Consider the following 12,135-nt stretch of genomic DNA (forward strand, 5'->3'; position numbering starts at 1 on the left):
GGTGCCTTTGGACTGGCCTGAGCGGGGTCTGGTGCGTGCAGCTGCAAGGCGGAGGAGGGCGACAACGCGGAGCGTTGGCAACCGACGACAACGCGGCAGATGTGCGTGCCAGGGCCCGCGACGCCGGGCTGATCTAAACGACAGACCCTAGTGCGCCCGGAGTGGCCTAGTGAGGCGTTACGGCGGGGTGTACGTCAGCCTCCGTACGGCGTCACCGGGCCGGGTGGCGCGGCGTGCGCCGCCCATTAGGAGGAGGACGAGCTGCCGCAACTGGACCCACCGCCACCGCCACCGCCCGAGCAGGACGAACCGCCCGAGCAGGCGCTGCCGCTGCCCGAGCAGGCCGCGCCACCGCCGCCTCCGGAGCACGCGCCACCGCCGCCTCCGGAGCACGCGGAACCGCCGCCTCCACCGCTGAAGCCGGAGTTGGACGCGCACCAGGCCGGTGCCCCGGCGATCCAGAGGTTCGGGTTCTGGTACGGCAGCGGCGCCGGGGACCAGGGAGGCACCGCGAGACCCCGGGCCCGGGCGGCGGCGATGAGCTGGGACCGCAGGTCGGGGTGGGCCGCCGAGAGCCCGCGGGTGGCCACGAGGTGGGCGGCGCCCGTCACGTGCCGGGACGACTCGACGTACTGGTGCAGGGCACGGCGTCCGGCGGGCGTGAGCTGCCCGGACGTCAGGCCGAGACAGAGGCAGCCGACGCCGATGCCGAGGGCGGCGGCGGGGAGCAGGACGTACAGGATGCTGTCGAGAAGCCGGTCCGGCTCCGTGTGGTCGGCGTTGGCGTACTGCACTGCCGTCAAGATGCCCGCCGCCATGCACCCGAGGAAGGCCAGGAAGACCTGCGCCCCCGCCCAGCGCCGCCAGGTGCGCCGGGCCCCGGGGCGCACGAGGAGCCTTCGCCCCGCGAGCGCCTCGCCCGTCTCCTGGACCGGGCGGCTGCGCATCACGGCGGCCCGCAGCCAGTGCAGCGCGCCGCTCGGCGCCGCCGTGTGGGCGTCGATGACCGCCTGTTCGGCGGCGTTCCGCGCGGTCGGCCGCGTGATGCCGACGACGCCGGGGCCCGCGACGACGAGACGGCCGTCCTCGTGCAGCCCCGCGATCACCGCGTCGGCGGCGCGGGCGGGACCGCCGGAGAGGAACGCGGCCTCCAGGGTGCCCCGTACGAAGGCTCCGTCCTCGGCACGGGAGCCGTCGCCGTGCGGGGACCCGCCGCGGCGAACCGACACCACGCCCGTGACCAGCAGCGCGGAGGAGATCAGGACGGCGGTCGCGTACACGATCGGTGCGACGCCCATGGGGTCACCGCCTCAGCAGGACGCGGCGGGTGGCGTGCAGCAGTCTGGCGGCGGGCCGCCGGGAGAGCGGCGCCGGGCCCGAGCGTTCGAGCCACCAGTCACTCAGCAGCCGCCGGGCGTCCGGCGACGCGGGCCGCCCCGCGAGCAGCAGGTGCTCGGCGAAGCCGAGGGCGTCGTGGCGGTAGCCGCCGGTCATGGGGCGTCTCTGGGCGTACGAGAGGAACTCGGCGCGGTACGCGGTCGCGAGGATCTCCGGCAGCTCCGGCGCGACCTTCGCGACGACATCGGCCCGCTTGGCGGCCAGCGCGTGGCTCTGCACCTGTAGGCGCGCGCGGTCGAAGCCCTCGGGCGCCGGGGTGCCCGCCACGAGCGCGGAGAGCAGGGCGGCCTGGGAGAGCGCGGTGCGCTGCCGGGCGGCGCCGGAGGCGGGCGGCACGGCGTCCGGCGGGGCCGGGGCCGTGCCGCCGGGCGCCTCCGAGGTCTTCACCGTGGCCCGGATGGCGTCCAACTCGCGTTCCAGCTCGGCCGGTTCGGGAAAGTTCTCGTCCCGTTCGAGGAGGACGCCGGGCGGTGCGGTGCGCGAGGCGAGGTCGGCCAGGATCGCGAGGACCGGCTCAGGGACGGGGTGCGCGTGGCTGTCGTGCCAGACCCCGTCCCGCTCGAAGCCGCCCGCGACATGGACGTACGCGATGGCCTCGACCGGCAGTTCGTCGAGCGCCTCGGCCGGGTCCTCGCCGCGGTTGACGTGGTTGGTGTGGAGGTTGGCGACGTCGATGAGGAGCCGTACGCCGGTGCGGTCGGCCAGCTCGTACAGGAACTGCCCCTCCGTCATCTCCTCGTCGGGCCAGGCGAGGAGCGCCGCGATGTTCTCCACGGCGAGCGGCACGGGCAGCGCGTCCTGCGCGACGCGGACGTTCTCGCAGAGCACGGCGAGCGCGTCGCGGGTGCGGGGCACCGGCAGCAGGTGGCCGGCCTCCAGCGGCTGCGTGGCGGTGAGGTCGCCGCCGGCCCGTACGAACGCGATGTGTTCGGTGACCAGCGGCGAGCCCAGGGCCGTGGCCCGCTCGGCCAGTGCGGTCAGGCGTCCCTCGTCGGGAAGGTCCGCGCCACCGAGGCCCAGCGAGACGCCGTGCGGCACGACGGTGACGCCGCGCTCGCGCAGGCGCACCAGGGAGTCGGGCAGATGCCCCGGACAGACGTTCTCCGCGACGGCCTCGACCCAGTCGATGCCGGGCATCGCCTCCACGGCGTCCGCGATCTCAGGACGCCAGCCGATACCGGTCCCCAGACGCTCCATGTCTCCCCCTTCGTCCCCCGAGTCCCCCGGTCGCCCGGTCACTCGTCCCCAGGACCATCACCTGGACGCGACCGGCCGAACCCCGGAAGAGAGACGTTCAGAGCTACATTTGAGGTTCCGGCCGGCCGGTGTCGATGCTCCCCGGCGGCCCCGGCGACGGACGCGACGTGGTGGACACCTCGCCCTCGGGCCCGGCGGGCGAGGGCTCGCGCGGGGTGGCCCCGGACGGCGGGGGAGGCCCGGTGGGGCCGGCGGTGGCGGCGCCCGCGGCGCCGTTGGCGATGTCGTCGAAGTCGACGAGCCCGGTGGCCTCCAGCATCGTGATGTGGTCGAGGACCGTCTGGTTGGAGTCCGTGGCGAGCTGCCTGACCAGGGAGTTGCGAGTGGTGTCGCGCACCTGGGCGATCACGCTGAACACCTTGCCGTGCGACACGCGCAGCAGGTTGGCGAACTTGCGCTGGTACGTCTCCCCGCTCGCCTCCGTCAGCTCGTCCAGCCAGCCCCGCTGCTGGTCGGTCGGCTGGTTGGGCAGCTCGACGCCGAGCTGCGCGGCGGCAGAGCGCACCCGCTCGTCGAGGTCGGTGTGCCCGACGATGAGGTGGTCACCGGCCTCCTTGACGGCCTCGGTCGGCGCACGCTCGACGGCCTGCTGGCCCGCGGGGATCTCCCAGAGCCCGGCGAGCCGCACCTTCACGAGCAGATCCCGGTCGGCCGCCGAGAGCGGCCCCCACCGGGTGGCCACCGAACCGGCGGCCAGATGGGCCTCACCCGTACCGGAGCGGTCGGCGTAGGACCACACGGGGAACGCGATCGCGCCCAGCGTGGTGACGAGTGCCGCGATGATCAGAGCCGTGCCGTTGACGCGCCGCAAGGTGCCTCCCGTGTGCTCCCGTAGTCACCGTGCTCCCGTACTCACCGGTGATACCGAGGAGTACGGAAGATACGGGCGGGGCGTTCAACCGCGCGAGAGTCCGTACGCGGTCTCGTGCGCCCCACGCGCGGGGTCACGCCCCAGCAGGGCCAGCGTCTCGTCCAGGGCGGAGGCGCCCGGCGGCGTGGGCAGGGGCGGCGCGAAGGCGGCGCCGGGGCCGCGGCGTCCGGGGTCCGTGGGCACCCGGCGGGCCACGGCGAGCGCGGCGTCGACGACGGGGCCGGGCAGCCGGACGGTGAGGCCGAGGGTCCGCGCCACGTCCCAGGCGTGCACCACCTGGTCGACGAGGTGGAAGCCGACGGCGACGCGCCCGGGGAAGCGCCCGCCCAGCTCGGGCAGGTCGAACCGCCGGTCCAGCGGGCTCCCTTCGTGCTCCTCCGCGAAGGCGGCGAGGACGTGCCGCACGGACTCCTCGTACCGTGTGAGCGGGTCGTGTCCGAGGTCCTGCTCGATCCAGTGCGTCAGGTCGGCGCCCACGCCGCGTGCCGCCGCCGCGAAGCCGTGGTGCTGGGCGGTCATGTGCGTCACCAGCCCGCGCAGCGTCCAGCCCTCGCACGGGGTCGGCAGCTCCCAGTCGGCGGCGTCACGGGCGGCGGCCAGGACGCGCAGCGACTCGTGGACGGCGATGCGGTCGAGGGCGACGAGGTCGGTCATGGCGTGCCTGCTTCCTCGCGGGGGCGGCGGGGTCCGGGGGGAGCTGAGGGTGGAGGCATGAGGCGAGCATAAAACTAAACGAACGGTCGTGCAGTTAATTTCCGGAGACGGGATGGTGACGCCCGGCCCCCGGCCCCCGGCCGATGGGCCGCTACACGGCGGCAGTCGGAAGCGCGCCCACCCGCCCCGGATCGGTCGCGGCGGCGCGCAGACGGTCCGTGATGGCGACGCGGGCCCTGCGGTAGGCGTCCGGCTCGCCGTGCAGGACGGAGTGGGCGTTGGCCGTCTCCATGAGGGCGATGAACTCGAAGGCGAGCTGGCCGACGTCCGTGTCCGGCCGCAGCTCGCCGCTGTCGACGGCCTCGGCGAGGCAGCGCTCGACCCGCGCGCTCCAGTCACGGTTCGCGAGGACCAGGGCGTCGTGCACCGCACCCTCGCGGGCGTCGAACTCGGCGATCACCCCGTAGAAGAAGCAGCCGCCGGGAAAGACGCGCCGCTCGGAGTAGGCCAGCCACCCCGCGCAGAGCCGCCGCACCCGCCCGAGGCCGGGCGGGGCCTCCAGGGCGGGTTCGGCCACCGCGTCGAGGAAGATGCGCCCGGCGGCCCTGATGGTCGCGAGCTGTAGCTCCTCCTTGGACCCGAACAGGGCGAACACCCCGCTCTTGCTCAGCCGCAGTTCGGTGGCGATCCGCCCGAGTGACAGCGCGTCGAGACCCTCGACGGAGGCGATGTCGACGGTCCGGCGCAGGACGAGCCGCCGGGTCTGGTTGCCCCGCTCGACGCGGCCGTCGGGGCGCGGGCCGCGGCCGGCGGTCATGACGGGGACGCGTGGAGCGCCGGATGGTCGGCGACCACCGTGCAGGAGCCCGGGGCGATCTCCGTGAAGCCCGCGTCGCGGACCACCGGGAGGCCGCTCGTGGTCAGCGCCTGCCACTGGGCGGGGGCGGCCGTGCGGACCGAGAGGGGGAAGCCGGCGCCGTGCCAGGCCGCGCGGTCCTCGGGGGACAGCTCCCACCACGCGAGTTGGGCGCCGTGGCCCGCCTGCGCCATCGCCTTGCCCGCCGACATGTCGACATCGGGGCTCATCCAGAGCACGGGGTGCGTCGCGTCGGCCTCGCCCGGCGGCTCCGGGTCGTCCAGGTCGGTGCCCGAGACCTGGAGCTTCGCCAGCTCCTTGGGCCAGCCGTCCAGCGGGACCGGCGGGAAGACGCGGACCTCCGCCGCCTTGCCCGTGACCGTGATGCCGGGCAGCGCCTCGGCCTTGCGCCACTCGCCGCCGCGGGCCCTGCGCACCACCTTGCGGATGCGGGCGTCCTGCCAGTCGCGCATCGCCCCCGCCCACTCGCCGTCGCCCAGCGAACGCTCGTCGCTCAGCATCACCAGCACGGCACGGGCCGCGGTCTCCAACGCGTCCGTACGGGCCGGGGGAGCGGCACGCTCGATGCGGGCGACGAGGGGCAGCACGAACTGCGGGGCCTCGTCGCGCGAGGTGCTCGCGTGGCGGAAGGGGCTGTCCGCGGTGCGCTCGTCGTCGTCCTGCGTGCCGGTGGGGATCGTCTCGTCGCTGCTCACGCGCCCAGTCTGCCAGGCAGGAGATCCGCCACGCGTGGCCCGCCCCGTACGCGAGGATGGCCCGCATGGAACGTGATCTCGTCCTCCGGCTCGGCGGCGTCGGCCGCCGCTACGGCCTGCGTGGGCCCTGGGTGCTGCGCGGCGTGGACCTCGGCATACGGGCGGGCGCCCTGACCCGGGTCCAGGGCGCCAACGGGACCGGGAAGTCGACCCTGCTGCGGCTGCTCGCCGGTATCGACGCGCCCTCCGAGGGGCGGGTCACCGGGCGGCCGCGCACGGCGTTCGTCCCCGAACGCTTCCCCGCCGCCATGCCGTTCACCGCCGTCGGCTACCTCACGCACATGGCCCGCGTGCACGGCCTCGCGCGCGGCACGGCCGGGCGGAGCGCCGAGCGGTGGCTCGAGCGCTTCGGCGCCGGCGGCCTCGCGCGCACCCCGCTTGCCGAGCTGTCCAAGGGCGGCAGCCAGAAGGTGGCCGTCGCGCAGGCCTTCCTCGCCGATCCCGAGCTGCTGGTCCTCGACGAGGCCTGGACGGGCCTCGACGTCCTCGCCCGCGCCGAACTCGACCGCGCGGTCGCCGAACGCACCGCCGCCGGCGGCTCCGTCGTCTTCGTCGACCACGACCCCCGCCGCCTCGCGGGCGCCGCGGACGAGACGTACGCGGTGGCGGGCAGCGCTCTGGAACGGCGTACGGAGGAGCAGAGTCCGCGGGGCGCCGGGCCGCGCGGCCCCGTCGTCGTCATCGTCACGCAAGGGCCGCCGGGCGCCGGGCTCCCCCCGGCGGCCGAGGCGATGGCCATCGGCACGGACACCGACGCCGTTGACGGAACCACGCGGCTCACGGTCCCGGAAACCCACTCCGACCTGGTTCTACGAGAACTCCTGACGGCACGGGTGCCGTGGCATGTGGTGGGGATGACGTCCACCGCTCGCGAAGGGCAGGCGCCCCGATGACCGCGCTCCTCCGGTACCAGGCCGCCCTGCTCGTGCGGTCCCAGCGGTGGCTCGCGCCCGTGATCCTGTACGCCGTGTTCCTCGGCGTCGGCGTGCAGAGCGGGCAGCCCGTCCTGGACTCGCTCGCCTACGCCGCCGCCGCGCTGCTCCCCGTGGCCGCCTGGCTGGTGCGGGTCTGTGCCGGGAACGAGCCGGCCGCCGCCCGCGGCTGCACCGCCGCCGCGGTCGGCCCGGCGCGCGCCCATCTCGCCGCGCTGCTCACCGCGTTCCTCGCGGCGGCCGCGCTCGGCGTGGCGGCGGTGCTCATCGTGACCGCGATCAGCGACGCGGCGAGCACCAACGGCCGTATCCCCGTCCCCCGACTGCCCGCCGGCGCGGCCGGGCTGCTCGCCATGCTGGTCAGCGCCTTGCTCGGCACCGCCATCGGGGCGCTCACCAACTGGCCGCTGCTCCGCTCCCCGGCGAAGACCGTGCCCGCCATGCTGCTCGGCGCGCTGCTGCTGCTCGTCACCACGGGGTCCCCGGCGAAGTCGGTCCTCGTCGATCTGACCACGGGCTCACGCGAGGGGGCCGTACCGGTGCCGTGGGCAGCGGGACTCGCGGCCCTCGCCCTGGCGGTGGCCGCGGTCTGGCCCGCCTGCGTGCTCAGCTCGCGGCGCCACTGACCCCCTGCGCGTGCGCCGGAGCGACCGGGTAGGCTGCCCGCCTTCTGTACCGCGACAACGGGGAGAATGCCGCATGCGCGACGTCACAGGCGTCCGGCGCCATCGCGTGGTGACCGGCCATCGCGTGGTGACCGGCGCCGTGCTGGCCGTCCTGCTCACGGCCTCCGGGTGCGGCACCGGTTCCGCACCGGCCGGCTCCCGGACCACGGGCTCCGAGTCGTCACGCCCCAGCGGCGCGGCCACCTCACCCCGCTGGGAGTTCGAGCACATCGCGGACTTCAACGGCGGCTTCACCGACGTCGCCGCGCTCGGCGAGGACGACATCTGGGCGGTCGGGACCGAGAACAACGGCAAGGCCAACGCGCATCTGCTGCACTACGACGGCGAGCGGTGGCAGCGCGAGCCCCTGCCCGAAGCCCTGGGCGGCACCGACTACCCGCCCGTGCTCGAAGAGGCCGGCGACGACGCGCTGTGGTTGCGGCCGCAGAATTACGGCGCGGTCGACGGCCCCCACGCCTGGGCGCGTTGGGACGGCACCCGCTGGTCCGCCGTGCCGAACCCGCCCCCGGGCGACGTCGGGGACCTCGATGCCGCGGGCCCGCGGGACATCTGGGCCCTCACGGGGGAGCGGACCGCCGTGCACTGGGACGGCACCCGCTGGACCACGACGCGACTTCCCCACAGGACGGTCGACCTCGCGGTGGTGGGGCCGGACGACGTCTGGGCGGTCGGCAGCCGTTCGACCGGCCCCGGCACCGACCACGGCCACGGCGGGTCCTACGACCAGCCCGCCTCGGCGCACTGGGACGGCACGGCGTGGCAGCCGGTGGAGACGCCGCAGTTCCGCTTCGACGATCCGGTCCCGCCGGAGCCGGGCGCGGGCCTCATCAAGGTCTTCGCGCTCGCGGACGGTGAGGTGCGCGCGTACGGCAGCAACTCCTTCAACCACGGCGAGGTCGAGGACGAACCCGCCGAGGAGTTCATCCGGCTCCGCCGTGACGGCTCCCGGTGGGTCGACCAGAAGGAGGCGCCGGGCGGGTGCGCCCTGCGCCTCCCGGTGGCCAAGGACGACGAGGGCCTGTTCCTCGACGGCAACTGGTTCCTGGACGACGACGGCCGATGCCTGAAGATCAAGCGCCACCGCCTGCCCCTGACGACAGGGGCCCGCGAGGACTCGGGCCAGATGCTGTGGCTGGAGGAGATCCACCGGGTGCCCGGAACGGACGAGTGGCTCGGCGCGGGGAAGGTCGAGGTGACCCAGTCCGGCGACCCCTTCGGCGCCCCCGTCCTCGTACGACTGGAGCGGGGCGGGCAGCGAGGGGAGTGACGCCGGGTCAGCCCGAGCACGCCGAGCGCTGGGCCTCCTGCCAGGCGCAGACCGGGCAGAGGGTGATGCCCTTGTGGGACTCCGGGTACTCCGTGGGCTCCTGGCAGAGCACGCACGCGGCGAACGGGCCCGCGCCCGTACCAGTGCCCGTACCCACACTCGAACCCGCTTGCGCTTCCGTGCTCGGAGCGGCGCAGTAGTTGTCGTCGTCGGCCATACGACCAGGCTAACTCCGTGGTCGCACCGAGCCGATCTGCTCCGAGACCCGGACGAACCGGTACCCGCGCTCGCGGAGCTCGGGGACGATGGTGCGCAGGGCACGCTCGGTGGCGGGGGCCGCGCTGCGGGTGCAGTGCATGACGACGACCGAGCCGGGCCGCACCCCGTCCAGGACCTGCCGGGCCACGGCCGCCGCGTCCGTGGCGAAGGCGTCGCCGCTGACCACGTCCCACTGCACGGCGGTGACGCCGCCGGGCGCCAGCGCGCGAAGGGCCGGCTGGTCGTAGCAGCCGCCGGGGAAGCGGAAGTACGGCACGTACCGCTCGACGCCCGCCTTGTGGAACGCGTCGAAGGCGCGCTCCAGGTCCGCGTGCATGCGGGCCGGGGGGACGGTGGGGAGGCCGTAGCAGTCGCCGGTGAAGGCGTAGTGGCTGTACGAGTGGTTGGCGATCTCGAAGAGCGGGTCCTTGCCGATGGCCTTGGCCTGGGCGGGGTACTCCTCGGCCCAGCGCCCCGTCATGAAGAACGTCGCGGGGACCTTCAGCCGCCGCAGCGTGGCGACGAGCGCGGGGTTGTCGAACCGCTCACCGGCGGCCGCGCGGGGCCCCTGGTCGGCCGTCATGTCGGCGTCGAAGGTGAGGGCGACGGTACGGCCGTGCGTCCGCGAGCCGTAGGTGAACACCGGGGTCAGCCCGGCCGGGCCCGGCGCGAGCGTGGGCGGGGCGGAGCGGGAGGCGGCAGCGGGGGGCCGCTCGGCGCGCACGGGCCGGGCGTCACCGGAGCAGCCGGCGAGGACGGTGGTCAGGGCGCCGAGGGCACAGAGCGCGGCGCTTCTCCGTACGAGTGCGTTCACGGGGTGACGGTATACGCATAAATACGACAAAACGATTATCTGGCCGGTGGGCACACCGTGCCGCCACCCGTCCGGGCCGCACGGCGCCTACGTCGATGCGCATGCCCCCGGCCCGCTCACAGCCACCCGTCCAGCGACTCCATGAACGCCTCGAAGTCGTCGCGATGGATGGTGTGCCCGGCGCCCTCGACCGTGCGCACCTCGAACCCCCGCAGCTTCAGCTCCGCCCTGCGCGCCTCGTCGACGAGGCGGCCGAGGCCCGCGACCTGCACGAGCGAGGGGACGACCGGCGCGGCCGGCGTGTGGTCGACGGCGTACCGACCGGTCAGGGAGAGCGCGGTGTCCGGGTCCCAGGCGGCCAGGGTGGCCACCTCGATGTCGACGTCCACCGCGTCCCAGCGCGGGTTGAAGCCCGCTATGGCCCCCCGCGTGACCTCCTTGAACTGCACGAACATCGCCGGGTCCACCGACCCCGCGCTGCCGAGCGCCCACGCCGGATCGGAGTAGACGGCCCGCGCGGGCGCGAGGCGTCCCACGGCCAGGGAGAGCGCGAGAGCGCCGAGGGAGTGCCCGATCGCGAGCTCCGCGCCGGCCGGCAGTGTCTCGACGAGGTCGTCCGCGAAGATCTCCACGCCGTACTCACCGCGCCCGCTCGCGCCGTGGCCCCGCAGATCGACCCCGATCACGCGGTACCCCTCGTCGGCGAGCGCGGGCCCCACCCGGCGCCAGGTCCGGTGGTCGGACATGATCCCGTGGACCAGAAGGGCGACGCGGTCGCCGGTGCCCCATTCATGGGTGTGCAGCTTCATGGCGCTGGAGCCTTTCTCTCGCGTGGGTGCGTGGGTGCGTGGGTGCGTGGGGGACAGGTTGATCCTGCTGGATCCGGTACGCGGACGTGACCGCGCCCCCCGGAAGAGCGCCCGACGCGCCCGACACCGCACGCCGCACCCGCTGGGGCCGCGAAATACGGTTGGCACGGCGGGGGCCGGGCGAGGAAGGTGAACCGCCGACCGACCGATGATCGTGACGACGAAAGGCCCCCGATGCGTTCGACCCTCTTCAATGTCGCCTTCGACTGCTCCGACGCGTACGGACTCGCCCAGTTCTGGAGCGAAGTCGTGGGCCACCCCCTGAACGACGACGACTTCCCCGGTGAGTCCACGGCCGTGGTCGCGCTGCCGACGGGGCCGCGGCTGTACTTCGCGGAGGTGGCCGAGGCCAAGACCACCAAGAACCGCGTGCACCTGTGCCTCCGGCCGGACGGCCCCCGTGACGCGGAGGTGGAGCGGCTCAGGGCCGTGGGCGCCACGGTGATCGCCGACCGGCGCACGGCCGACGGCGCCGGCTGGGTGGTCTTCGCCGACCCCGAGGGCAACGAATTCTGCGTGCTGCGCAGCGAGGCCGAGCGGGTGGCAGGGGAGGCCGCGACCTGCGGTTCCGCCACGGCTACGGGGATGTGACGCCGTCTCCTGGGGCCTCGCGGCGGAACAGTGCCGTCCAGAGGAACGGCTCGCCGAAGTGCGGGGACTCCGGGGGCTCGGCACGCATGCGGCGGAGTTCGACCTCCGTCAGGTCCGCGAAGACGCGGCGCAGTGAGTCGTCGTCGTACGCGATGCCGCCGTGCAGCCCGGACTGCCGGTAGAAGGCCGCGTCGGGGAGTTCGGAACCCATGCCCGAGGGGCCCGCAGCGAAGCAGCACAGGGAGAAGTGGCCGCCGGGGGCCAGGGCGCGGTCCAGGAGGGCGAGGTAGCTGACGCGTCGGTGCGGCGGCAGGTGGTGGAAGCAGCCGGAGTCGTGGATCAGGTCGTACGGTCCGTCCGGCACGGTGCCGTCGGAGGCGAAGGCGTCGCCGAGGTGGAAGCGCACGTCGGCACCCGCTTCCCGGGCGCGCTCCTCGGCCCAGTCGATCGCGGTGGGAGACAGGTCGACGGCGTCCACCTCGAAGCCCGCGGCGGCCAGGTACAGGGCGTTGCGGCCGGGGCCACAGCCGAGGTCGAGGGCGCGGCCGGGCTTCAGCAGGCCCCGTTCGACGTACGAGGCGAGGTTCTCGTCGGGCTTCGCCACGAAGAACGGCACCGGCTTGGCGCGGTCCGCGTAGAAGCCGTCCCACCAGGAGGCACCCTCGGCCGTCCAGCGGTCGGCCTCCGGCGCGAACAGGCCGTCCAGGAGTCGCATCACGTCGTCGATCGTGCGGATGTCGCGTTCCATCAAGTCCCCTTACGTGAGGGGGAATTGTAGCTCCGGGGGGTGATGTAAGCCCAGGTCAGGCGGGGTTTGCGGGTGGGGTGCGGAGGCTGTCGGCGGGCCTTGGGCGGCCTGGCGCGCGGGGGTCGGACAACACCCTCCACCGCCGGGGCGAAAAGGCG

At 74.5% G+C, this 12,135-nt stretch carries 14 protein-coding genes; 4 read left to right on the forward strand and 10 right to left on the reverse strand.

Annotated features, from left to right (window positions below):
* Positions 1 to 245: 245 nt before the first annotated feature.
* The 6 genes from ACRAKF_RS29860 to ACRAKF_RS29885 all read right to left on the reverse strand — a co-directional run bounded on the left by ACRAKF_RS29860 (position 246) and on the right by ACRAKF_RS29885 (position 5,752).
* Entirely contained in the window at positions 246 to 1,298 is a 1,053-nt protein-coding gene (locus ACRAKF_RS29860; RefSeq protein ID WP_447040642.1) for a TIGR04222 domain-containing membrane protein, read from the reverse strand.
* Positions 1,299 to 1,302: 4 nt separating this feature from the next.
* On the reverse strand, positions 1,303 to 2,595 hold the full coding sequence (locus tag ACRAKF_RS29865; RefSeq protein WP_447040643.1) for a DUF692 domain-containing protein: 1,293 nt from the start codon (positions 2,593 to 2,595) through the stop codon (positions 1,303 to 1,305).
* A 103-nt stretch (positions 2,596 to 2,698) separates the two neighbouring features.
* Positions 2,699 to 3,466: a DUF4142 domain-containing protein gene (locus ACRAKF_RS29870; RefSeq protein ID WP_447040644.1), complete on the reverse strand. Its 768-nt coding sequence runs from the start codon at positions 3,464 to 3,466 to the stop codon at positions 2,699 to 2,701.
* Positions 3,467 to 3,550: 84 nt separating this feature from the next.
* Positions 3,551 to 4,180 carry a TIGR03086 family metal-binding protein gene (locus ACRAKF_RS29875; protein WP_447040645.1) on the reverse strand — a complete coding sequence of 210 codons (630 nt, stop codon included), beginning with the start codon at positions 4,178 to 4,180 and terminating at the stop codon, positions 3,551 to 3,553.
* A gap of 151 nt (positions 4,181 to 4,331) precedes the next feature.
* Positions 4,332 to 4,997, reverse strand: a complete 666-nt coding sequence (locus ACRAKF_RS29880; protein ID WP_447040646.1) for a TetR/AcrR family transcriptional regulator — start codon at positions 4,995 to 4,997, stop codon at positions 4,332 to 4,334.
* Positions 4,994 to 5,752, reverse strand: coding sequence for a peptidyl-tRNA hydrolase (locus tag ACRAKF_RS29885; protein WP_447040647.1), 759 nt, complete (start codon positions 5,750 to 5,752; stop codon positions 4,994 to 4,996). The genes ACRAKF_RS29880 and ACRAKF_RS29885 overlap by 4 nt, the downstream gene beginning before the upstream one ends.
* Before the next feature lie 65 nt (positions 5,753 to 5,817).
* Here ACRAKF_RS29885 and ACRAKF_RS29890 point away from each other — a divergent pair, with 65 nt between their 5' ends.
* The 3 genes from ACRAKF_RS29890 (at position 5,818) to ACRAKF_RS29900 (ending at position 8,697) form a co-directional block, all read left to right on the forward strand.
* Positions 5,818 to 6,705, forward strand: coding sequence for an ABC transporter ATP-binding protein (locus ACRAKF_RS29890; RefSeq protein WP_447040648.1), 888 nt, complete (start codon positions 5,818 to 5,820; stop codon positions 6,703 to 6,705).
* Positions 6,702 to 7,370: an ABC transporter gene (locus ACRAKF_RS29895; RefSeq protein ID WP_447040649.1), complete on the forward strand. Its 669-nt coding sequence runs from the start codon at positions 6,702 to 6,704 to the stop codon at positions 7,368 to 7,370. The genes ACRAKF_RS29890 and ACRAKF_RS29895 overlap by 4 nt, the downstream gene beginning before the upstream one ends.
* Before the next feature lie 73 nt (positions 7,371 to 7,443).
* Positions 7,444 to 8,697 carry a hypothetical protein gene (locus ACRAKF_RS29900; RefSeq protein WP_447040650.1) on the forward strand — a complete coding sequence of 418 codons (1,254 nt, stop codon included), beginning with the start codon at positions 7,444 to 7,446 and terminating at the stop codon, positions 8,695 to 8,697.
* A gap of 7 nt (positions 8,698 to 8,704) precedes the next feature.
* Here the strand turns inward: ACRAKF_RS29900 and ACRAKF_RS29905 are convergent, their stop codons facing one another.
* The 3 genes from ACRAKF_RS29905 to ACRAKF_RS29915 form a co-directional block, all read right to left on the reverse strand.
* Positions 8,705 to 8,914, reverse strand: a complete 210-nt coding sequence (locus tag ACRAKF_RS29905) for a hypothetical protein (protein WP_447040651.1) — start codon at positions 8,912 to 8,914, stop codon at positions 8,705 to 8,707.
* A gap of 9 nt (positions 8,915 to 8,923) precedes the next feature.
* Positions 8,924 to 9,769 (reverse strand): polysaccharide deacetylase family protein, encoded by an 846-nt coding sequence (locus ACRAKF_RS29910; RefSeq protein ID WP_447040652.1) that lies wholly within the window; start codon positions 9,767 to 9,769, stop codon positions 8,924 to 8,926.
* A 116-nt stretch (positions 9,770 to 9,885) separates the two neighbouring features.
* Positions 9,886 to 10,578, reverse strand: a complete 693-nt coding sequence (locus ACRAKF_RS29915) for an alpha/beta fold hydrolase (RefSeq protein WP_447040653.1) — start codon at positions 10,576 to 10,578, stop codon at positions 9,886 to 9,888.
* 234 nt (positions 10,579 to 10,812) lie between these two features.
* On the opposite strand from ACRAKF_RS29915, the gene ACRAKF_RS29920 reads away from it, so the two are divergent.
* Complete coding sequence (locus ACRAKF_RS29920; RefSeq protein ID WP_447040654.1) at positions 10,813 to 11,229, forward strand: VOC family protein; 417 nt, start codon at positions 10,813 to 10,815, stop codon at positions 11,227 to 11,229.
* Here the strand turns inward: ACRAKF_RS29920 and ACRAKF_RS29925 are convergent.
* Positions 11,216 to 11,977, reverse strand: coding sequence for a class I SAM-dependent methyltransferase (locus ACRAKF_RS29925; RefSeq protein WP_447040655.1), 762 nt, complete (start codon positions 11,975 to 11,977; stop codon positions 11,216 to 11,218). The two genes, ACRAKF_RS29920 and ACRAKF_RS29925, sit on opposite strands and share 14 nt — an antisense overlap.
* Positions 11,978 to 12,135 lie beyond the last annotated feature (158 nt).

The organism is Streptomyces sp. DSM 118878 (assembly GCF_052936595.1).

Bases quoted from the DNA above. Each gene is read 5' to 3' on its own strand.
- ACRAKF_RS29860 (WP_447040642.1), bottom strand. From the start codon at position 1,298: ATGGGCGTCGCACCGATCGTGTACGCGACCGCCGTCCTGATCTCCTCC.
- ACRAKF_RS29865 (WP_447040643.1), bottom strand. From the start codon at position 2,595: ATGGAGCGTCTGGGGACCGGTATCGGCTGGCGTCCTGAGATCGCGGAC.
- ACRAKF_RS29875 (WP_447040645.1), bottom strand. From the start codon at position 4,180: ATGACCGACCTCGTCGCCCTCGACCGCATCGCCGTCCACGAGTCGCTG.
- ACRAKF_RS29880 (WP_447040646.1), bottom strand. From the start codon at position 4,997: ATGACCGCCGGCCGCGGCCCGCGCCCCGACGGCCGCGTCGAGCGGGGC.
- ACRAKF_RS29890 (WP_447040648.1), top strand. From the start codon at position 5,818: ATGGAACGTGATCTCGTCCTCCGGCTCGGCGGCGTCGGCCGCCGCTAC.
- ACRAKF_RS29895 (WP_447040649.1), top strand. From the start codon at position 6,702: ATGACCGCGCTCCTCCGGTACCAGGCCGCCCTGCTCGTGCGGTCCCAG.
- ACRAKF_RS29900 (WP_447040650.1), top strand. From the start codon at position 7,444: ATGCGCGACGTCACAGGCGTCCGGCGCCATCGCGTGGTGACCGGCCAT.
- ACRAKF_RS29905 (WP_447040651.1), bottom strand. From the start codon at position 8,914: ATGGCCGACGACGACAACTACTGCGCCGCTCCGAGCACGGAAGCGCAA.
- ACRAKF_RS29915 (WP_447040653.1), bottom strand. From the start codon at position 10,578: ATGAAGCTGCACACCCATGAATGGGGCACCGGCGACCGCGTCGCCCTT.
- ACRAKF_RS29920 (WP_447040654.1), top strand. From the start codon at position 10,813: ATGCGTTCGACCCTCTTCAATGTCGCCTTCGACTGCTCCGACGCGTAC.
- ACRAKF_RS29925 (WP_447040655.1), bottom strand. From the start codon at position 11,977: ATGGAACGCGACATCCGCACGATCGACGACGTGATGCGACTCCTGGAC.